A 19,163-nucleotide genomic window follows, 5' to 3' on the forward strand; every position below is an offset into this window, starting at 1 on the left:
TTTTAGTTGAGTTTTAGTAGATTATAATATAATATTAGGATGATGTTAAATAAATTAGATTTTTTCTTAAAAGATAATAATATATTTCTAAGTGGTTCTGCTGGAGTTGGTAAATCATTCTTAACTACAGAACTTGTTAAATTATATAGAAAACAAGGTAGAATTGTTGTTGTATTAGGTTCTACTGGATTAAGTGCATTTAATATAGGAGGAGTTACTTTACATAGTTTTTTTGCTTTTAAAAGATGTCAAAATTATGATGAGTTATATTATGAAGATAGAAAGCAAAGGGATAAACTAGAAAAATTAAAGAGAATTTTAAAGCAATGTGATTTGTTGGTTATTGATGAAATCTCTATGGTAAGTGCTTCATTGATGGAAATGATTTATTATAGATTAACAAGAAGTGACTTTAGTGGCAAAATTTTATTAGTCGGTGATTTTTTTCAACTTCCACCTGTAATAAACTACAAAGAGAATCAAAACACTTTATTTCAAAATACTCTATATGCTTTTTCTTCTCAAACTTGGAATGATTTAAAATTTGTCAATTTAAAGCTTAGTATTACTAAAAGAACTTTGGATAAACAATTTTATGAATATTTATTTTTTCTTAGAATTGGTAAAGTAAATCAAGAAATACTAAGTTTTTTTAAAAAAATGTTAATTTATCCAAAAGATTTGCTTGAGTATATGGATGAATATACCCTATTGTGTGCTACAAATAAAAAAGCTAATTGTATAAATGCTAAAAAATTAAATCTTTTGCAAGGTAAAGAAAAAATATTTAAATCAAGAATGGAAAAATTAGATCATATTTTAGATGATAAAACTTACGAACAGTGGATTAAAGGATTAAATTCTTTAGAGGAGTTAAAATTAAAAATAGGCGCTAAGATTATTTTTTGTGTAAATAATAAAGAGGAAAATTATTACAATGGAGAGCAAGGAATTATTTTAGATTTTATAAAAGATAAAGAGCAAGAATATATTTTAATAGAAAAAAGCAATGGTGAGAATTTGCGATTAAAGGTTTATGAGTATATTTTGGAAGAATATGATTTAGATGATGAAGAAAAATTAGAAGTAAAAGTAAAAGCAAAATTTATTCAGTTTCCGATAAAGTTAGCTTATGCTATAACAATCCATAAATCTCAAGGTATGAGTATAGATAAGCTTATATGTGATATTGATGGAATTTTTGAAAAAGGACAATTATATGTATGTTTATCAAGGGCCATTAATCCTTGTAGTTTAAAAATCATATATAATTATAAAATGCCTTTTGAGGATTATTTTTTAAGAATTTTAAAAACCGATAAAGAAGTGAAAAAATTTTATTTACAAGAAAAATTTATAGATTTAGAAGAAGATGAGGAGATAATATGAAATGGATTATAGTTTTGCTTTTAATGTTTTTTAATATCCATGCTAGTTCCTTGAGTATAGAAAATTTTAGAACTGATTTATATTCAAAGGTTGGAAATAATACTTTAAAAAAAATTGAAATGAATTTAGATTTTGAAGGAGAAAATTTAGATCAAAAGAAAATTATAGATGCTTTAAATACCATTGTATCTAGTTATTTTTATGAAGATTTATTTACAGAAGTTGGTAAAAATAATTTTAAAGAAACCTTGCTTAAATTTAGTAATAAAAAATATAAAACTCAAATTAAAAATATTTATATTTTAAAAATTAATTCGGTAGCTAAGTTTGACTTGGAAGAATTTAAGCGTTTTATAAATGATTTGGAAAAAAAAGATGACAATACAATAAAAACTATCAAACAAAAGGAAATTCAAGATAATTCCAAAGTTGCAAAAAATACGGATCAAAATAATACTCAATCAAAAGATATAAATACCGATCAAATAAACAACAATGATAAAGATGATAATAAAAGTTTTAATCAAGATACTAACACAAGTAAAGAGAATATGGATATGATTTTAAAAACCATGGAAAAAACTCAAATGCAAATGTTAGCTCCAAGTAAAGAACAGCAAGATTTGTTTAATGAAATACCATTTTGATTATTGAATAATATCAAAATGGCTTGGGATTTTTGGTATAAAAATATTTTCGTTGATATTTTGATCAAATTTCTGATTATAAAAATAAATACTAACTAAATTTCCTAACTCATCTTTATAAGAAATATTACTAAGATTATCATTTTTTAGTTTGATATTATATGTGATATTTTCGTATTTTGCTTCATAATTTTCATGAGATATTAATTTTGCATTTTTAAAAATTTCTTGAAGATTTGGTAAATTTTGCAATTGAGTATAAATGGCTTGTTCTAACTCAGGCTCTATGATAATAACTTCTTTGTGATTGATATAAATTTGTTTTTTATTTGGTTTAGTATAATTCCAAAAGGCTTTATTTTGAGTAATGATAAAATTTCCTTTATAATTTAGTGAAGAATTATTGCTTTGCACCTTTTGTTCAAAATCACTACTAAAATTTTTAAAATTTATATCAAAAGCAAAAATACTACAAACAAATAATATTAAAAATATAAAATATCTCATAATTACCCTTTAAAAATTTTGTAAATTATATAAAATTTATCCAAACAAAACTTTTTATATAGTTCTAATTAAATTCAAGGTATAATCTAGCATATATTTTTGTAATTAAAGGTAAAAAAATGTTTTCTAGTGTATTTAAAGCAATATTTGGCACAAAAAATGATCGAGAAGTAAAAAAATATTTAAAGAGGGTTGTGCAAATTAATGCTTTAGAATCAAAATACCAAAATTTAAGCGATGATGAATTAAAACAAGTATTTATAGAATTTAAAACACAAATTCAAAAAGAAGAACAAACTTTAGACCAAATACTGAATGATGTTTTTGCGATAGTTAGAGAAGTAGGAAAAAGAACTCTTAATATGCGTCATTTTGATGTGCAATTAATTGGTGGTATGGTTTTACATGATGGAAAAATTGCTGAAATGAAAACTGGAGAAGGTAAAACCTTGGTTGCAACTTTACCTGTTGTACTAAATGCTATGAGTGGTAAGGGTGTGCATGTGGTTACCGTAAATGATTATTTGGCTAAAAGAGATGCAGAGCAAATGAGTGCTATTTATAATTTTTTAGGTTTTAGTGTAGGTGTGATACTTTCAGAACAAAATAGTGATGAGGCACATAAAAAAGCTTATGAGTGTGATATAACTTATGGTACAAATAATGAATTTGGCTTTGATTATTTACGCGATAACATGAAATTTTCAAAGCTTGAAAAAGTACAAAGAGAGCATAATTTTGTTATAGTTGATGAAGTAGATAGTATTTTAATAGATGAAGCAAGAACTCCGCTTATTATAAGTGGGCCTACAAATAGAACTTTAGACGGCTATGTTAAAGCAAATGAAGTAGCAAAACAAATGCAAAAAGGCCAAGCAGCTACTACTCCTCAAGAATTGCCAAGTGGTGATTTTGTTGTCGATGAGAAAAATAGAACTATTATGATTACAGAGGCTGGAATTTCTAAGGCTGAAAAATTATTTGGAGTAGAAAATTTATATAGCTTAGATAATGCAATATTGGCCCATCAGCTTGACCAGGCTTTAAAAGCGCATAATTTATTTGAAAAAGATGTGCATTATGTATTAAGAGATAAAGAAGTTGTAATTGTTGATGAATTCACGGGAAGATTAAGCGAGGGAAGACGCTTTAGTGATGGTTTACACCAAGCATTAGAAGCTAAAGAAGGGGTAAAAATTCAGGAAGAAAGTCAAACTTTAGCAGATATTACTTTCCAAAATTATTTTAGAATGTATAAAAAGTTAGCAGGCATGACAGGTACTGCACAAACTGAGGCAACGGAATTTTCTCAAATTTATAATTTAGATGTAGTTTCTATACCTACAAATATACCAATTGCAAGAATAGATAAAGATGATTTGATTTATAAAACTCAAGAAGAAAAATTTAAAGCAGTTATTGAAGAGATAAAAAAAGCAAATGCAAAGGGTCAGCCAGTTTTAGTGGGAACTGCAAGTATTGAAAGAAGTGAAGTATTTCATAATATGCTTGTAAAAGAACGCATTCCTCATCATGTGCTTAATGCTAAAAATCACGAGCAAGAAGCTTTGATTATCCAAGATGCAGGTAAAAAAGGTGCAGTGACTATAGCTACTAATATGGCAGGTCGTGGGGTTGATATAAAAATAGATGATGAGATAAGAGCTTTAGGTGGGCTTTATATTATAGGAACTGAGCGTCATGAAAGCAGAAGAATAGACAATCAACTTCGTGGTCGTGCAGGGCGTCAAGGTGATCCTGGTGTAAGTAGATTTTACTTAAGTTTAGAGGATAATCTTTTGAGAATTTTTGGTGGTGATCGCATAAAAAATATCATGGAAAGATTAGGTATAGAAGAGGGCGAGCATATAGAAAGTCGTATTGTTACAAGAGCTGTTGAGAATGCGCAAAAAAAAGTTGAAAGCTTGCATTTTGAGAGCAGAAAACATTTGCTTGAATATGATGATGTGGCAAATGAACAAAGAAAGACTATTTATAATTATAGAAATGAATTGTTAGATGAAGAATTTGACTTGCAAGATAAAATTTTAAAAAATATTGCTGAGTATAGTAATCACTTAGTAAGTCAAATTTATCTAAATGCAGAACTTGAAGATGATGTTAAGCATTTTGAAAGTTTAAAACAAAAAGTAAGTTATGAGTGTAATCTTGAGCTTAGCGAAGCTGATTTTAAAGATTTAGGTGTAATTGAAGTAGAAAATAAATTAAGTGAAATTTTAGAAAAAGCTTACAAAGATAAAATGAGTATTATTGAAGATAAAGAAGCTAGAAGAATTGAAAGAATTTTATATCTTCAAATTTTAGATAATCTATGGAGAGAACATTTATACCAAATGGATATTTTAAAAACTGGTATAGGTTTAAGAAGTTATAATCAAAAAGATCCTTTGGTAGAATATAAAAAAGAAAGCTATAATCTTTTTATGGAGCTTGTTGAGCGTGTTAAATTTGATAGTTTGAAATTACTATTTAATGTAGTTTTTACTCAAAAAGAAGCACAAAATTTTGAAGAAAAAAGTCATGAACAAAATGAGCAGTTTTTAGCTAATACCACAGAAAGTGGTGTTGATGAAAATGGTGAAGCACAAGTTACCAAAGTACCTAGAAATTCACCTTGTCCTTGCGGTAGTGGTAAAAAATATAAAGAATGCCATGGTAAAAGTGGTCCCAAAAAAGGTATTTTAGCTTAAGGTTTGAAATGAATTTGGTTATAGTCGAAGATGATATAAATATGAGAAAATCACTCGAAATTGCTTTGAGTGAGTATGAGGAATTTACTATAAAATCTTATAAATCAGCAACTGAAGCTTTAAAAAAACTAAATGATGATGTTGATTTGATTATTACAGATATTAATATGCCGGGTATGGATGGTATTGAATTTGTGCAAGCTTGTGAGAATAAATATGATTTTATTATTATTACAGGTAATGCAACGCTAAATCGTGCCATAGAAGCAGTAAGACTTGGAGTAAAAGATTTTCTAGTAAAACCATTTGATATTAATACTTTAGTAACTGCGATAAAACGCGCAAAAATAATTCAAGAAAAGACTTCTAAAAAAACAAACAAAAAGATTATCAAAAAAGAAGAAAATCAAGATTTTTATGGCACTTCTAAAGCTTTAGAAGATTGTTTAAAATTGGCTACTAAGGCTGCTAAGACAGATGCGAGTGTGCTTTTTTTTGGAGAAAGTGGGGTAGGTAAAGAAGTTTTTGCAAATTTTGTGCATAAAAATTCAAAAAGAGCACAAAAACCTTTTGTGGCTATTAATATGGCAGCAATTCCATCAAATTTGATAGAAAGTGAGCTTTTCGGTTTTGAAAAAGGTGCATTTACCGATGCTAATACTACTAAAATAGGGTTGTTTGAGCTTGCTAATGAAGGCACTTTGTTTTTAGATGAAATAGGTGAAATGCCTTATGAAATTCAAGCAAAATTATTAAGAGCTTTACAAGAAAAAGAAATTACAAGATTGGGAAGTACTAAAAGTATAAAGATTGATGTAAGAATTATTAGTGCAACTAATGCTCATATAGAAAAAAAGATTGCAGATAATGAATTCAGACAAGATTTATATTATAGGCTTAATACTATTCCTATTAATATACCACCACTAAGAGAGCGTCAAGAAGAAATTTTGCAAATTGCACAAAAGGTATTACTTGATACATGTAAAGAATATGATTTTAATGAAAAAACTTTAAGTCAAGAAGCACAAGATGCTTTGCTAGCTTATGATTTTCCAGGTAATATTAGAGAGTTGATTTCTATTATACAAAGAGCTTGTATTTTAAGTGAAAATGATGAGATTAGCGCTCAAGATTTATTCTTAGAAAGTAGAAAAAGTAAAGATATTAAAAATCTTGAAAAAGAATTGATTTTAGAAGCTTTAAAAAATTCGCAAGATATTGCAGAAGCAGCTAAGCTTATAGGGATGAGTGAGAAAATTTTTAGTGAAAAAATGAAAAAATACAATATTACTTAAAAAGGATGGATGATGAAAAAAATAGCCATTGTAGGTGCAACTGGAGCAGTCGGAGAAGAGCTTTTAAATGTTTTAGATGAGCTTGATTTCCCGGTTGAAAGTATTTTACCATTAGCAAGTGCAAAAAGCGCAGGTAGTGAAGTAGAATTTAGGGGAAAAAGTTATAAAGTAAAAGAATTAACTCCAAATGTTTTTAAAGAAAATCCTGTAGATATTGCTTTTTTTAGTGCCGGAGGAAACATAAGTGCTGAGTATGCAAAATACGCAGTAGAGTGTGGTGCTGTAGTGATTGATAATACTAGTCATTTTAGAATGGATGAAAATATTCCTTTGGTAGTTCCTGAATGCAATAGCGAAGATATTAAAGATTGGGAAAAAACAGGAATTATTGCTAATCCAAATTGCTCTACTATACAAATGGTGCATGTTTTAAAACCACTTGATGATGTATTTAATCTAAAAAGAGTAGATGTAAGTACTTATCAAGCAGCAAGTGGTGCAGGTAAAGAAGGTATGGAAGAATTAGTTCAAGGAATGCAAAGTTTTTTTGCTTTTAAATTAGATGAATTTGAGGCAAAAACTTTTCCATATACCTTAGCTTTAAATTTAATTCCTCAAATTGATGTTTTTAGTGAAAATGGCTACACTAAAGAAGAATTAAAAATGGTAAATGAAACGCAAAAAATATTGCATAAAAAACTTGAAATTTCAGCAACTTGTGTAAGAGTTCCTGTGCTTAGAAGTCATAGTGAAGCCATTACTATGCATTTTGAAAAAGATGTTGATGTTGCTAAGGTTAGAGAGATACTTTCTAAAGCACCAAGTGTTGTTGTGATTGATGATGTAGAAAATAAAAAATATCCTATGCCGCTTTTTACAAGCGATACTAATGAAACTTATGTAGGAAGAATTAGACGCGATATTAATCATAAAAATATTTTGCATTTATGGTGCGTGGCTGATCAAATTCGTGTAGGAGCTGCTACAAATGCAGTGCGTATTGCGCAAAAATGGTTAGAATTGGTTTAAAAAGGAGAAAAATGTTAGAAAGATTTTTTGAAAATTTATTAGTTAAAAGCCGTTTAGTCACTATTTTGCCTGTAATTTTTGGCCTTATAGGAGCTTTTGTTTTATTTTTTATTGCAAGTTATGATGTGATTAAAGTTTTAAAATATGTATTTGAGTATTTTATGTTGCCTAATTCTACGGTAGATTTGCATGAGGATATTGTTGGTTTGATTATAGGGGCTGTAGATTTATATTTAATGGCTTTAGTTTTATTTATATTTTCTTTTGGAATTTATGAACTTTTTATTAGTGAAATAGAAGAATTTAAACAAACTAAACAGTCAAAAGTTTTAGAAGTGCACAGTTTAGATCAACTAAAAGATAAACTTGCAAAAGTTATTATTATGGTTTTAGTTGTAAATTTTTTCCAAAGAATTTTGCAAATGCAACTAAATACGGTTTTGGATATGACTTATCTTGCAGGTTCTATTTTAGCTCTTTGTATAGGACTTTATTTTTTACACAAAAGTGATCATTAAAATAAGGAATAAAAATGATTTTTATTGATGCATGTTTTAAAAAGTCAACCTCTTATACTCCAGTTTGGATGATGCGCCAAGCAGGAAGATATTTACCTGAATATATGCAGGTTAGAGCAAGTGCTGGAGATTTTTTATCACTTTGTAAAGATTATAAAAAAGCGAGTGAAGTTACCTTACAACCAGTAGATATTTTGGGTGTTGATGCAGCTATTATTTTTTCAGATATTTTGGTAGTACCTTTAGAAATGGGTATGGATTTAAAATTTGAAAAAGGCGAGGGCCCTATATTTTCAAATCCTATTAAAACAAAAGAAGAATTGGAAAGATTAGATGTTGAAAAAAGCATTAAAAATCTTTCTTATGTTTATGATGCACTAGCATTTACTAGAGAAAAACTTACACAAGATAAAGCTTTGATTGGTTTTTGTGGAAGTCCTTGGACTATTGCTACTTATATGATAGAGGGTGGTAGTAGTAAAAATTATGCAAAGTGTAAAAAATTAGTCTATCAAAATCCTGAATTTTTACATCAAATTTTATCTAAACTTACTTTTGTTTTAAAGTATTATATTCAAGAGCAAATTAGAGCAGGTGCTAATGCTATACAGATATTTGATAGTTGGGCAAGTGCTTTAGAAAAAGAAATGTTTTTTGAGTTTTCTTTTAAATATATGCTTGAAATTGCTGATTTTATAAAGGAAAAATATCCGCATATTCCTGTGATTTTATTTCCTAAAGGGGTAAGTGGGTTCTTAGATGATATAAATGGAAATTTTGATGTCTTTGGAGTAGATTGGAGTACCCCTTTAGAGTTGGCTAAGGAAAAACTAGGCACTAAATATACTTTGCAGGGTAATATGGAGCCTTGCAGACTCTATGATAAAAAAGCTATTGAACAAGGTGTGGATAAAATTTTAAATATTATGCAAGATAGTGCACATATTTTTAATCTCGGACATGGAATTTTACCTGATATTCCTGTTGATAATGCTAAATATTTTATCAAGCTAGTTCAAGAGAAATCTAAAAAGTGAGTAAAATAACTTTTGGGCCTATAAGTTCAAGAAGATTTGGACTTTCATTGGGAATTGATTTAAGTCCAAATCAAAAACAATGTAATTTTGACTGCGTTTATTGTGAATTACAAGCTGCAAAACCTTTGGAAAAATCTTTAATTTATCCTAAAATAAAAAATATTATCGATGAAGTACAAAGTGTATTGAAAAGTAATGTGCAATTTGACTTTTTAACATTAACTGCAAATGGTGAGCCTACTTTATATCCTCATTTAAAAGAATTAGTTTATGAGTTAAATAAAATAAAACAAGATAAAAAACTCTTAATCCTAAGCAATGGTAGTGGAGTTTTAAATTCGGCTATTTTTGATGCTTTAATGTATATTGATGTAGTTAAATTTAGTCTTGATAGTGCAATGGAAAAAACTTTTTATAGAGTTGATAGGGCTTTAAAGCAAATAAAACTTGAAACAATGATAGAACAAATGATCACCTTTAGAGAGAAATTTTTGGGTGAGCTTGTTATGGAAGTTTTAATTGTCAAGGGATTGAATGATAACAAAGATGAGATGTTGGCTTTAAATGAGGCATTTGACAAGATAAGACCATCAAGAGTGGATTTTAGCACTATAGATAGACCGCCTGCGTATCCTGTTAAAGGTATATCTTTGGAAAAGTTGGAAGAATTAAGTATGTATATCACTAGTGTGCCTGTTGTGCTTGCTAAACATTATTACAAAGGTGAAAAAATTGATTTTAATATCCAAGAGCTCCTGAAGATGCTGCAGCTTAGAGCGCAAAGTGAATTTGACATAGAAAACAAATTTAGTCAGCATAGTAAAGATATATTAGAAAAATTAATTAAAGAACGAAAAGTTGTTGTAGAAAATTTAGCAGGAGTAAAATTTTACAAAAAAGCGTAATTTTTTATAAAAAATCTTGACAAAAAAGTTTTTTTCTTATATAATATCATTTCTTATTTATTGATGTTCCGGATTAGCTCAGCGGTAGAGTAGTCGGCTGTTAACCGATTGGTCGTAGGTTCGAATCCTACATCCGGAGCCACTTCATAAAGTTAATCTCATGTATATTTTATAATAATCTAATTTGTAATTTATAATTATATTTTTTGATAGTTAATTAGTATTTTCTTATTTTATGAAAATACTAATTTTTAATATCAAAAGTAAAAAATTTACTTTCAAAATTATTCCCTACTTTTTCATATTGAAACATAGCGGGTTCTAAATTTTGGACTTCATGATATAATAGTCCTAGTGCAAGTCTTGCTTCTAAGGTTTCTTCATTTTCTAATTTTGCAAGCTCTAGTAAAGCTATGGCTGAATTTGGATTATTAGAACCTATCGCTGCTACTGCGGCTAAAAATAAAGTTTGTGCATCTTTGATTTTATAATCATCTATTAAGATATTGTAAAGTGTATATGCTTCTTGGTATTCTTTAGCAAAAATATCAACATAAGCTAGAGCAAAAATCAGTCCGATGGAATTTTTATTACTCATAGCAAGTCTTTTTTTTATGTCATTTCTAACATGATTTAACAAGCCTGTAATTTGCATAAGTGTCACATAGCTGTCTTTAACTATACCAGCTCCACCAAATAAAGAATTATAATCAAGCTTGGTTGTTAAAAAATACATTTGTGCTTGTTTGGCATACTCTTTAATATCAAGATTTGTGTTTTTAGAATTAAAATATAAAATATTGCTAATAATATCCTCACCGAGTAAATCTTTTAATTCTTTTATTTTTTGATTTCTTAAAATTTCAAGATTATTGCCATTAGCAGCTACTATAGCAAACATTAATTCTAAAGGAGTATTTTTGCTATTTGAAAGGTTATCTAAATAAGGAATCATAGCAGTAAAGTCACTTTTAACTAGATGTAGTAAATATTTATAGATATTATGATTTTGATCGATATTATTATCTGCTTGTAAATTTTCCAAAAGTTCATTAGCAAGTTTGGTATAATCTTTTTTTACTAAATCCATGCAATATATGGCAAAAATACCTGCAATATAATTTTTTGGATTTAAATGATAAGCAGTTGAAAAATGTTTATATGCATTATTATAATCTTGCAGTTGTGCATAAGTTAAAGCAAGATTATAATGAATTACATCGTGAGCATGATAAATTTCACTTAAATTTTTAAATTCTTGATTTGCTTCTCTTAGATGAAAATTAAAAGCTAGATTGATAGCATGAGATAATTCCACATTAACGCCTGATAAAGCTTTGCTTTTAACAAGCAATTCATTTTCATACTCATACCCTTGTATGAAATTTCCCAAATCAGCTTTTGTGATGAGTTCCATGCTTTGTTTTATATCAAAAACGCGATAAGGTGAAAAATAAAAAAGTAAATCATAAATTTGTTGTTTTCCTGTGATTAAACTTTTGGCAAAATGTTGCTGCGCTATATCAATATTTGAAAAATTTCTTTTTAGTCTTGTTTTTATGTTATAGTATTTTGAGCCAATAGCTCTATCTTTTACATATAAAGTTTTTAAAATTTGTGCACCATTGTCAAATTGGCCTGTTTTTAATTCTACTAAAGCTAGAGCCATTTTGCTTCTTATGGCTTGATTTTCTATTTTTGATGCTTTTTCAAGATATTCTTTAGCTTTTTTATACTCTCCTAGTTTTGCATATAATAAACCTAAGGGTAAGCTTGCTTCATAATCTTGTTGCTTTTGCAGAAGATTAATGGCGTTTTGGTCAGATTTTAATAATGCGTAAATTTTTGCCCCAAGGTAATAAGACTCCCCTTGATAGCTGTTGATATTACTTGAACGCATGAACATTTGTAAAGCCTCTGGATAAAATCCTTGATAGTAATTAATTAATCCTAGATAATAATCATACAAAGAAGATTTAGAATCTTGTGGTAAATGTACCCTTGCTAAATCAAGATAATATTTAAATTTCTCTTTATCGCCTAGATTAAAATAACACACAGCTATATTAATAGCTGCTGCAACTTTGTGTTCTTCTAATTCTAAAGATTGTTTGAAATTTTCAACAGCACTAATATAATCTTTTTGTTTCATTTGAGCTACACCAAGATTATAACTTGATAAAGATTGATTGAAAATATTAATATTATTATAAAGCTCTAAAGCACTTTCTATATCACCTTTTTCATATAATAAATTTGCCTTTTGTACTACAAGATCTAAAGCAGATTGTTTCACCTTTGTGATACTTGTACTAACATTATCTTCTAAAATTGGATTATTTGTGATTACTTTTTTATCTTCCTTAAAAACAAGAAGTAAAACTAAAATAATAAATAAAATTAGAGCAAGAGCACCAAGTGTTGAAATCAAAATAAGAAATTTTTTATCAAAAAGCTTTTTCTTTTCTTCAGGTTGTGATGCTTGAGGTTCTTCCTCTACTCTTTGAAAAGTACTTTCTTCTTCCTCTAATTCAGGAGGTATTGTGCCAGGAGGGATAGTTTGTTCTTCCACTCCTGGATTTTCATCAATCTCTGAAAAAGCTTTTTCTTGATTATCTTGTTCTTTAGGTGTTACTTCTTCGGCCATGTTTTCTCTTAAAAGTATTTTCTTAATGCATCAGGAATTCTTATATTTCCATCTTTTTCTTGATAATTTTCCATAATAGCTACTAAAGTTCTACCAACAGCTAGCGAAGAACCATTAAGTGTGTGAACTAATTCATTTTTGCCCTTATCGTTTTTAAAACGGATCTTTGCGCGTCTTGCTTGAAAATCTTTACAATTTGACACAGAGCTAATTTCACGGTATTTGTTTTGCGATGGAAGCCATACTTCTAAGTCTACTGTTTTCGCAGCAGAAAAGCCCAAATCTCCCGTGCAAAGCATTAAATGCCTATGTGCTAGACCCAAAGAGCTTAGTAAATCACTAGCGCAATTTAACATTTCTTCAAACATCAATTCACTTTGATCAGGCTTACATATACTAACAAGCTCTACTTTTTCAAATTGATGTTGCCTTATAATACCTCTTGTATCTCTACCCGCGCTTCCTGCTTCTTGTCTAAAACAAGCACTATAGCAGGTCATTTTTAAGGGTAGTTCTTCTTGAGTTAAAATTTCATTAGAATAAAGATTAGTTACAGGAATTTCAGAAGTTGAGATGAGATATAAATCATCATTTTCTACCTTATACATATCATCTTTAAATTTAGGAAGCTGTCCTGTACCATACATGGTTGCGCTATTTACTAAAAATGGTACATTGACTAGCTCAAAACCTCTACTTCTATTAAAATCAATCATATAATTTACCAAGGCTCTACTTAGTAAAGCTCCTTCATTTTTAAGCACACAGAAACGACTTTGTGAGATTTTAACCCCTCTTGTAAAATCAAGCCAGTTTAATTTTTCTCCTAAATCATGATGTTCTTTGATTTCAAAATCAAAACTAGGAGGTGTTAGAACTTTTTTTAATTCTACATTTTCATCTTCATCTTCTCCAAAAGGTACGCAATCATCAGGGGTATTTGGTATTGCTAGGGCAATTTGTTCTAGTTTTTCTTCTAGCGTGCTAACGATTTTTGACTGAGTATTGATTTTTTCTTTATTTTGGCTTAGTTGTGCTTTTAAGCTTTCTTTATCTTGTGCTGTTGCAAGCTCTTTACTAAATTTATTTTGAAAAGCTTGAAATTCTTCCAAAAGTGCTTTTTCTTTTTTTAAATTTATAAATAAGTCGCTAAGTTCTTTGAGTAAATTTTCATCTACTTTTTTAGCTTTTAGTTTTTGCGCAATTTCATCAAAATTATTTTGCAAAAGTTTTAAATCTAACATTCTAACTCCTTTTATAGTCCTATTTTAGCATAAATTTTTTCCATTGTTTCTCGGGCTTGTTTTTTTGCTTTGCTTGCTCCAAATTCTAAAATCTCATCGATTTTAGAAGGATTAGCTAGTAATTTTTCATATTCTTCCTTAGCCGAGGCAAAATACTCACTAATGATTTCATTTAAATACATTTTAAAATGCCCATAACCTTCGCCACCTTTTTCATAACGACTTTTTAAAGTTTCTTGTTTTGTTTTGTCTAAAAACAATTTTGCGATTTTAAATACATTACAATTTTGCCAATCTTTTGGATCTTCTAAAGCCGTACTATCTGTAACAATAGAAGAAATTTGTTTTTTAATAGCTTTTGGTGTATTAAAAATATCGATTGTGTTTTGATAAGACTTGCTCATTTTAGCTCCATCAGTACCAGGCACTACTGCAACTTCATCATTAACTTTAGCTTGAGGTAGGGTAAAAATTTCACCCCATTCATTATTTACTTTTAAAGCTATATCTCTTGCTATTTCAACATGTTGAATTTGATCTTTACCTACAGGAACTACTTGAGCATTAAAAAGTAAAATATCTGCAGCCATTAAAACAGGGTAAGAAAAAAGCCCATGGTTGGCATTTAAACCTTTGGCAATTTTATCTTTATAGCTATGTGCTCTTTCTAAAAGTCCCATTGGGGTAAATTGAGAAAGAATCCAATAAAGCTCCATCACTTCTTTTACATCACTTTGTAACCAAAATACGCTTTTTTGTGGATCAATTCCTAAACTTAAAAAAGCTGCCGCAGCTTTGAGTGAATTTTGTTTAAGTTTTTCTCCATTAAAATTTGAAGTCATAGCATGATAGTTTGCTATAAACATATACATTTGATTTTCTTCTTGCATATTTAGCATTTGTTTTATAGAGCCAAAATAATTTCCTATATGTAAATCCCCACTTGGCTGTAATCCTGTAATAATTCTCATTTTACCTCTTTTTTGATTTCTTTAATTATTTCTTGGATATTTTTGTTTTCAATGTTTATAATGATATTTGCTTTTTTTTCATATTTTTTAATTCTTTGATCAAATAGTATTTTAGCATTGTTTGTGTTTGAAAATAAGGGTCTTGTGGCCAATTCTTCTTTATTTAGTCTTTTCAAGAGATAATCAAAACTTGCTTTTAAGTAAACGATAGTACCAATATTTTTTATTTTTTTTTGTTCTATGAAGCCACCACCGCTTGCAATAGAACAATTTTGCACATAAGTTAAAAACGAAACAAGTTTTTTTTCTTCTTTGCGAAATTTTTTTTCTCCATATGTTTTAAAAAATTCACTAATTTCAAGATTAAATTTTTCTTTGATTAAAACATCTGTATCTAAAAAGAATTTATCATATTTTTTTGCATAAGCCCTTGCTATAGTTGTTTTACCACAGCCCATAAATCCTACAAAAAGGAGGTTAGTTTTCTTGCTCATCTTTGCTACCTTTTTTTCTTGAAGCTAAAATTAAAGGTACACCTTCAAAGTTAAATTGTTTTCTAATTTGATTTTGTAAATATCGTTTATAACTAAAATGTAAAGCTTTTGGTCTATTCATAATTAGAGCTATTTTTGGAGGTGCTAAGTCGTATTGAACTGCATAATAAATTTTCACTAATTTGCCATAATCATGTGGTAGCGGGTGGGCTCTTGTGGCTTCTTCTACCAAAGCATTTAATTTTGCTGTTGGAATTTTTTGGGTGAAATTTGCAAAAACTTCTAAAATTTTATCCAAAAGTACATGTATTCTTTTTCCACTTAAAGCTGATACGCTTACAACGGGCGCATAAGCTAGGAATTTAAAACGATCTAGTTTTAATTCTTTTAAAGTTTTATCAAAATCAAGCTCGCTTTTATCCCATTTATTAAGTACAATAATCACACCTAAACAATGTTTAGCAGCAAGTCCTGCAATACGCTCATCAAGTTCGTTAAAACCTTCAGCTGCGTCAAGTACTAAAAGTGCAATTTGAGCATTGGCTAGGGCATATTCAGTTCTATTAAGTGCATAACGCTCTAAACCCTGTATTTTCCCGCGTTTTCTAATACCTGCGGTATCTACAAATTCGATGATTTTATCTTTATGCATAATGCTTTCATTAACAGGATCAATTGTAGTGCCTGCTATATCGCTTACCACGCTACGTTCTTCTTTTACTAAAGCATTTAAAAGACTTGATTTTCCTACATTAACCCTGCCGATAATTCCCACTTTAATATGATTTTCATTAATAGTTTTTAGCTTAAAATCTCCGCTATTTTCATCAAAATTTTCTAAATAACTTTCAAAGTCTTCTTCTTCATCTGCATTTAAATAACTTTCATCTAAAAACTTACTAGCCCACATACAAAGCTCATCAATGCCTATATTATGTGTTACAGAGATATTAAAAACTTCTTTTACTCCAAAATTAGAAAATTCCCAAGATCTTTCTTCGTCTTTTTTGTTATCGACTTTATTGATTACTAAAGCTATGGGTTTGTTGAGTTTTTTCATTTCATAAAAAAAAGCTTTATCTTCATCATCAGGTAAAAATTTTCCATCCACCATATAAAAGATAATATCACTATTTTTAGCAGCTTTAAGCGAATTTGCTTTGATATTTTTAAAAAGCTCATTACTCTCATCAAGCCCGCCGCTATCTATCAACAAAGCTTTTTTGCCATCAATTTCTACTTCTATTTTATTAGTATCTCTTGTAGTTCCACTTATGTCACTAGTTATTGCAATGCGCTTTCTTGCAAGTCTATTAAAAAGACTTGATTTGCCAACATTTGGTTTTCCTATTAAAATAATACTTTGCATTAATACTCATTTTTTAAATTTTTATTTGTGATTATATAAAAATTGCCTTAAAATTAAGCAAAAAAGACTAAAATAACAGGAATTTTATATGGAATTTATATGTTAAGAATAGTTAAAAAGAATTTAGGTATATATTTTATGATTATTGCTTCTATAGAATTTGCATTTGTAGGTGCTTGTGCAAAAATTCTTAGTGAAGAATTATCATCGATTGAAATTATGTTTTTTAGAAATATTATAGGCACAGCTTTTATGCTTTATGCGCTTTCAAAATTAAATTTTCATAAAAGTGGCGGACATCTTGGACTGCTTATTTTTAGAGGTATTATAGGAACGATCGCTTTATATCTTTTCTTTTATAATGTTTCTAATATTTCATTAGGTGGGGCTTTTGCTTTTCAAAAAACAGCGCCTATTTTTATAGCTTTGATTGCTTTTTTGTTTTTTAAAGAAAGTTTGGGATTAAAAGCTTGTTTTGGGATTTTGATTGCTTTTATAGGAGTATTATTAATCTGTCAGCCTTTTGCAGATAGCACTACGCATTCAGGTTTTGATTTAAAAAATAGTATTTTAGGAATTTTAAGCGGTTTTTGTGCAGCCTTGGCGCTAACTAGCGTAAGAGAGCTTAGAAAATCATACCCAGCGCCATTTATAGCTTTATCTTTTGTTTTAATTGGTACTTTGATGCCTTTAATGTCTATGATTGTAGGTTCTTTTTATGAAATAAAAGAGCTTGATTTTTTAATTGCTCCTTTTGTTATGCCTAGTCTTAAAGCTTGGATTTTTATTGTTTTGATGGGAATTTTTGGAGCAATGTATCAAATTCATGTTACTAAAGCTTATGGAGTAGCAAAAAAGGCAGGAGTTGTCGCAGGAGTTAGCTATATAGATGTAGTTTTTACTTTATTTTTGGGCATATTATTAGGAGATGAATTTCCTAGCTTAATGGTTTTTATAGGAATTTTTAGCATTATTTTAGGAGGAATTATTTTGGTTAGTAAGCAAACAAAAGGAAAGAAAAATGGAAAATAAAACAGATTTAATTTATGGTTTAGAAGATAGACCACCTTTTGCTAAGGCATTTTTTGCTGCATTAGTGCATTTAATGGCTATGTTTGTTGCTGTGATTACACCTGCTTTATTAATTTGCAAAGGACTTGGGATAGATGATACTAATACGGCTAGAATTATTTGTATGTCGCTTTTTGCTTCAGGCGTTGCTTCGCTTTTGCAGATTAAAACTTGGGGTCCTATAGGGAGTGGACTTTTATCTATTCAAGGGACTAGTTTTAATTTTGTTGCACCTATTATTTTAGGTGGGCTTGTTTTAAAAAATAATGGTTTATCGCAAGAAGCAATGCTTGGAGCCATTTTTGGCACTTTAATGCTTTGTTCTACTACTGAAATGATTATTTCTCAAATTTTACCTTTTATTAGAAGAGTGATTTCGCCTTTGGTTTCAGGTATAGTTGTGATGATTATAGGTCTTAGTTTGATTAATGTTGGCCTTGTGAGTGCAGGAGGTGGATTTGCGGCTAAGGCAAGTGGTGAGTTTGGCTCATTACAAAATTTATTATTAGCCGGAGTTGTGATTTTAAGTATTATTGTTTTAAATCGTTTTAATAATGCCTATATAAGAATTTCTTCTTTATTTATAGCTATGATAATAGGACTTTTAGTAGCTATGACTTTTGAAAATTTTAGTTTTAATTTTAATGAAAATTTACCTTTAGTGTTTTTACCCGATCCTTTACATTATGGTTTGAGTATTGATTATAATCTTATTTTACCTTTGATTTTAGTTTTTATGGTAACTTCTTTAGAAACTATCGGCGATATTAGTGCTACTAGTGAAGTTTCAAATCAGCCAGTTAAAGGCGAACTTTATGCAAAAAGATTAAAAGGCGGGGTTTTGGCTAATGGTTTTAATTCCTTTGTTTCAGCCTTTTTTAATACTTTTCCAAATTCATGTTTTGGGCAAAATAATGGCGTTATAGCTTTAACAGGTGTTGCAAGTCGATATGTTGGATTTATTGTAGCTTTTATGTTGATGATTTTGGGTTTATTTCCTATTGTGGCTGATATTACTTTACAAATTCCAGAGCCTATTTTAGGTGGAGCAACTTTAGTAATGTTTGGTACTATAGCTGCAACGGGAGTTAGGATTATTTCTAAGGAAAATCTAAATCGTCGTTCTATTATCATCATAGCTATGAGTTTGGGTATAGGACTTGGAGTTTCTAATAATCCTGATATTTTAGAATTTATGCCAATGTGGTTTAAAACTTTATTTTCTTCAGGGATTGCAGCAGGTGGGATTACGGCTATTATTTTAAATTGCGTTTTTCCGCTTGAAGAAAATGAAAAAAATAAAGTAAAATAATAAAAATAAGGAAA

16 protein-coding genes and 1 tRNA gene are annotated in these 19,163 nt (G+C 29.0%); 11 read left to right on the forward strand and 6 right to left on the reverse strand.

All coding sequences use genetic code 11. The features are described 5' to 3' along the window. The first annotated feature begins 42 nt into the window (after positions 1 to 42). Both CAMP5063_RS03625 and CAMP5063_RS03630 read left to right on the forward strand, forming a co-directional pair. A complete protein-coding gene (locus CAMP5063_RS03625; protein WP_263737690.1) occupies positions 43 to 1,389 on the forward strand; it encodes an ATP-dependent DNA helicase in 1,347 nt (448 codons plus the stop codon). Further along, entirely contained in the window at positions 1,386 to 2,036 is a 651-nt protein-coding gene (locus CAMP5063_RS03630) for a flagellar basal body-associated FliL family protein (RefSeq protein WP_263737689.1), read from the forward strand. The genes CAMP5063_RS03625 and CAMP5063_RS03630 overlap by 4 nt, the downstream gene beginning before the upstream one ends. On the opposite strand, the gene lolA is transcribed toward CAMP5063_RS03630, so the two are convergent. Further along, positions 2,037 to 2,543 carry a LolA-like outer membrane lipoprotein chaperone gene (lolA, locus tag CAMP5063_RS03635; RefSeq protein ID WP_220566718.1) on the reverse strand — a complete coding sequence of 169 codons (507 nt, stop codon included), beginning with the start codon at positions 2,541 to 2,543 and terminating at the stop codon, positions 2,037 to 2,039. 119 nt (positions 2,544 to 2,662) lie between these two features. On the opposite strand from lolA, the gene secA reads away from it, so the two are divergent. The 7 genes from secA to CAMP5063_RS03670 all read left to right on the forward strand — a co-directional run bounded on the left by secA (position 2,663) and on the right by CAMP5063_RS03670 (position 10,183). Beyond that, positions 2,663 to 5,254 (forward strand): preprotein translocase subunit SecA, encoded by a 2,592-nt coding sequence (gene secA / locus CAMP5063_RS03640; RefSeq protein ID WP_263728759.1) that lies wholly within the window; start codon positions 2,663 to 2,665, stop codon positions 5,252 to 5,254. Between the two features lie 8 nt (positions 5,255 to 5,262). Next, positions 5,263 to 6,552 (forward strand): sigma-54-dependent transcriptional regulator, encoded by a 1,290-nt coding sequence (locus CAMP5063_RS03645; protein WP_263737688.1) that lies wholly within the window; start codon positions 5,263 to 5,265, stop codon positions 6,550 to 6,552. 9 nt (positions 6,553 to 6,561) lie between these two features. Then, positions 6,562 to 7,581: an aspartate-semialdehyde dehydrogenase gene (locus tag CAMP5063_RS03650; protein WP_337194839.1), complete on the forward strand. Its 1,020-nt coding sequence runs from the start codon at positions 6,562 to 6,564 to the stop codon at positions 7,579 to 7,581. A gap of 11 nt (positions 7,582 to 7,592) precedes the next feature. Further along, positions 7,593 to 8,099, forward strand: a complete 507-nt coding sequence (locus CAMP5063_RS03655) for a YqhA family protein (protein WP_087699510.1) — start codon at positions 7,593 to 7,595, stop codon at positions 8,097 to 8,099. A gap of 14 nt (positions 8,100 to 8,113) precedes the next feature. Further along, positions 8,114 to 9,136, forward strand: a complete 1,023-nt coding sequence (gene hemE / locus CAMP5063_RS03660; RefSeq protein ID WP_263737686.1) for a uroporphyrinogen decarboxylase — start codon at positions 8,114 to 8,116, stop codon at positions 9,134 to 9,136. Further along, positions 9,133 to 10,041, forward strand: a complete 909-nt coding sequence (locus tag CAMP5063_RS03665) for a radical SAM protein (RefSeq protein ID WP_337194840.1) — start codon at positions 9,133 to 9,135, stop codon at positions 10,039 to 10,041. The genes hemE and CAMP5063_RS03665 overlap by 4 nt, the downstream gene beginning before the upstream one ends. A gap of 67 nt (positions 10,042 to 10,108) precedes the next feature. Then, positions 10,109 to 10,183 (forward strand) — tRNA-Asn (locus CAMP5063_RS03670). 102 nt (positions 10,184 to 10,285) lie between these two features. Here CAMP5063_RS03670 and CAMP5063_RS03675 read toward each other — a convergent pair. The 5 genes from CAMP5063_RS03675 to der are packed head-to-tail and all read right to left on the reverse strand — an operon-like array spanning position 10,286 to position 16,766. Next, entirely contained in the window at positions 10,286 to 12,688 is a 2,403-nt protein-coding gene (locus CAMP5063_RS03675) for a tetratricopeptide repeat protein (protein WP_263660567.1), read from the reverse strand. A gap of 8 nt (positions 12,689 to 12,696) precedes the next feature. Further along, positions 12,697 to 13,932, reverse strand: coding sequence for a serine--tRNA ligase (serS, locus tag CAMP5063_RS03680; protein WP_263660568.1), 1,236 nt, complete (start codon positions 13,930 to 13,932; stop codon positions 12,697 to 12,699). A gap of 11 nt (positions 13,933 to 13,943) precedes the next feature. Further along, entirely contained in the window at positions 13,944 to 14,903 is a 960-nt protein-coding gene (trpS, locus tag CAMP5063_RS03685) for a tryptophan--tRNA ligase (RefSeq protein ID WP_263664759.1), read from the reverse strand. Further along, positions 14,900 to 15,397, reverse strand: a complete 498-nt coding sequence (locus CAMP5063_RS03690) for a shikimate kinase (protein ID WP_263662351.1) — start codon at positions 15,395 to 15,397, stop codon at positions 14,900 to 14,902. The genes trpS and CAMP5063_RS03690 overlap by 4 nt, the downstream gene beginning before the upstream one ends. Next, entirely contained in the window at positions 15,381 to 16,766 is a 1,386-nt protein-coding gene (der, locus tag CAMP5063_RS03695; protein WP_133319326.1) for a ribosome biogenesis GTPase Der, read from the reverse strand. Before der ends, CAMP5063_RS03690 begins: the two co-directional genes overlap by 17 nt. Positions 16,767 to 16,865: 99 nt before the next feature. Here der and CAMP5063_RS03700 point away from each other — a divergent pair, with 99 nt between their 5' ends. Next, positions 16,866 to 17,798 carry a DMT family transporter gene (locus CAMP5063_RS03700; RefSeq protein WP_133319325.1) on the forward strand — a complete coding sequence of 311 codons (933 nt, stop codon included), beginning with the start codon at positions 16,866 to 16,868 and terminating at the stop codon, positions 17,796 to 17,798. Beyond that, positions 17,788 to 19,149, forward strand: a complete 1,362-nt coding sequence (locus CAMP5063_RS03705; RefSeq protein ID WP_220566729.1) for a uracil-xanthine permease family protein — start codon at positions 17,788 to 17,790, stop codon at positions 19,147 to 19,149. The genes CAMP5063_RS03700 and CAMP5063_RS03705 overlap by 11 nt, the downstream gene beginning before the upstream one ends. The last annotated feature ends 14 nt before the right edge of the window (positions 19,150 to 19,163 follow it).

Origin of the sequence: Campylobacter sp. RM5063 (assembly GCF_024723655.1) — a bacterium.
GTDB classification, from domain to species: domain Bacteria; phylum Campylobacterota; class Campylobacteria; order Campylobacterales; family Campylobacteraceae; genus Campylobacter_D; species Campylobacter_D lari_D.

Bases quoted from the DNA above. Each gene is read 5' to 3' on its own strand.
- CAMP5063_RS03700 (WP_133319325.1), top strand. From the start codon at position 16,866: ATGTTAAGAATAGTTAAAAAGAATTTAGGTATATATTTTATGATTATT.
- trpS (WP_263664759.1), bottom strand. From the start codon at position 14,903: ATGAGAATTATTACAGGATTACAGCCAAGTGGGGATTTACATATAGGA.
- hemE (WP_263737686.1), top strand. From the start codon at position 8,114: ATGATTTTTATTGATGCATGTTTTAAAAAGTCAACCTCTTATACTCCA.
- serS (WP_263660568.1), bottom strand. From the start codon at position 13,932: ATGTTAGATTTAAAACTTTTGCAAAATAATTTTGATGAAATTGCGCAA.
- CAMP5063_RS03675 (WP_263660567.1), bottom strand. From the start codon at position 12,688: ATGGCCGAAGAAGTAACACCTAAAGAACAAGATAATCAAGAAAAAGCT.
- CAMP5063_RS03705 (WP_220566729.1), top strand. From the start codon at position 17,788: ATGGAAAATAAAACAGATTTAATTTATGGTTTAGAAGATAGACCACCT.
- CAMP5063_RS03650 (WP_337194839.1), top strand. From the start codon at position 6,562: ATGATGAAAAAAATAGCCATTGTAGGTGCAACTGGAGCAGTCGGAGAA.
- lolA (WP_220566718.1), bottom strand. From the start codon at position 2,543: ATGAGATATTTTATATTTTTAATATTATTTGTTTGTAGTATTTTTGCT.
- CAMP5063_RS03630 (WP_263737689.1), top strand. From the start codon at position 1,386: ATGAAATGGATTATAGTTTTGCTTTTAATGTTTTTTAATATCCATGCT.
- CAMP5063_RS03655 (WP_087699510.1), top strand. From the start codon at position 7,593: ATGTTAGAAAGATTTTTTGAAAATTTATTAGTTAAAAGCCGTTTAGTC.
- der (WP_133319326.1), bottom strand. From the start codon at position 16,766: ATGCAAAGTATTATTTTAATAGGAAAACCAAATGTTGGCAAATCAAGT.
- CAMP5063_RS03690 (WP_263662351.1), bottom strand. From the start codon at position 15,397: ATGAGCAAGAAAACTAACCTCCTTTTTGTAGGATTTATGGGCTGTGGT.
- secA (WP_263728759.1), top strand. From the start codon at position 2,663: ATGTTTTCTAGTGTATTTAAAGCAATATTTGGCACAAAAAATGATCGA.
- CAMP5063_RS03625 (WP_263737690.1), top strand. From the start codon at position 43: ATGTTAAATAAATTAGATTTTTTCTTAAAAGATAATAATATATTTCTA.
- CAMP5063_RS03645 (WP_263737688.1), top strand. From the start codon at position 5,263: ATGAATTTGGTTATAGTCGAAGATGATATAAATATGAGAAAATCACTC.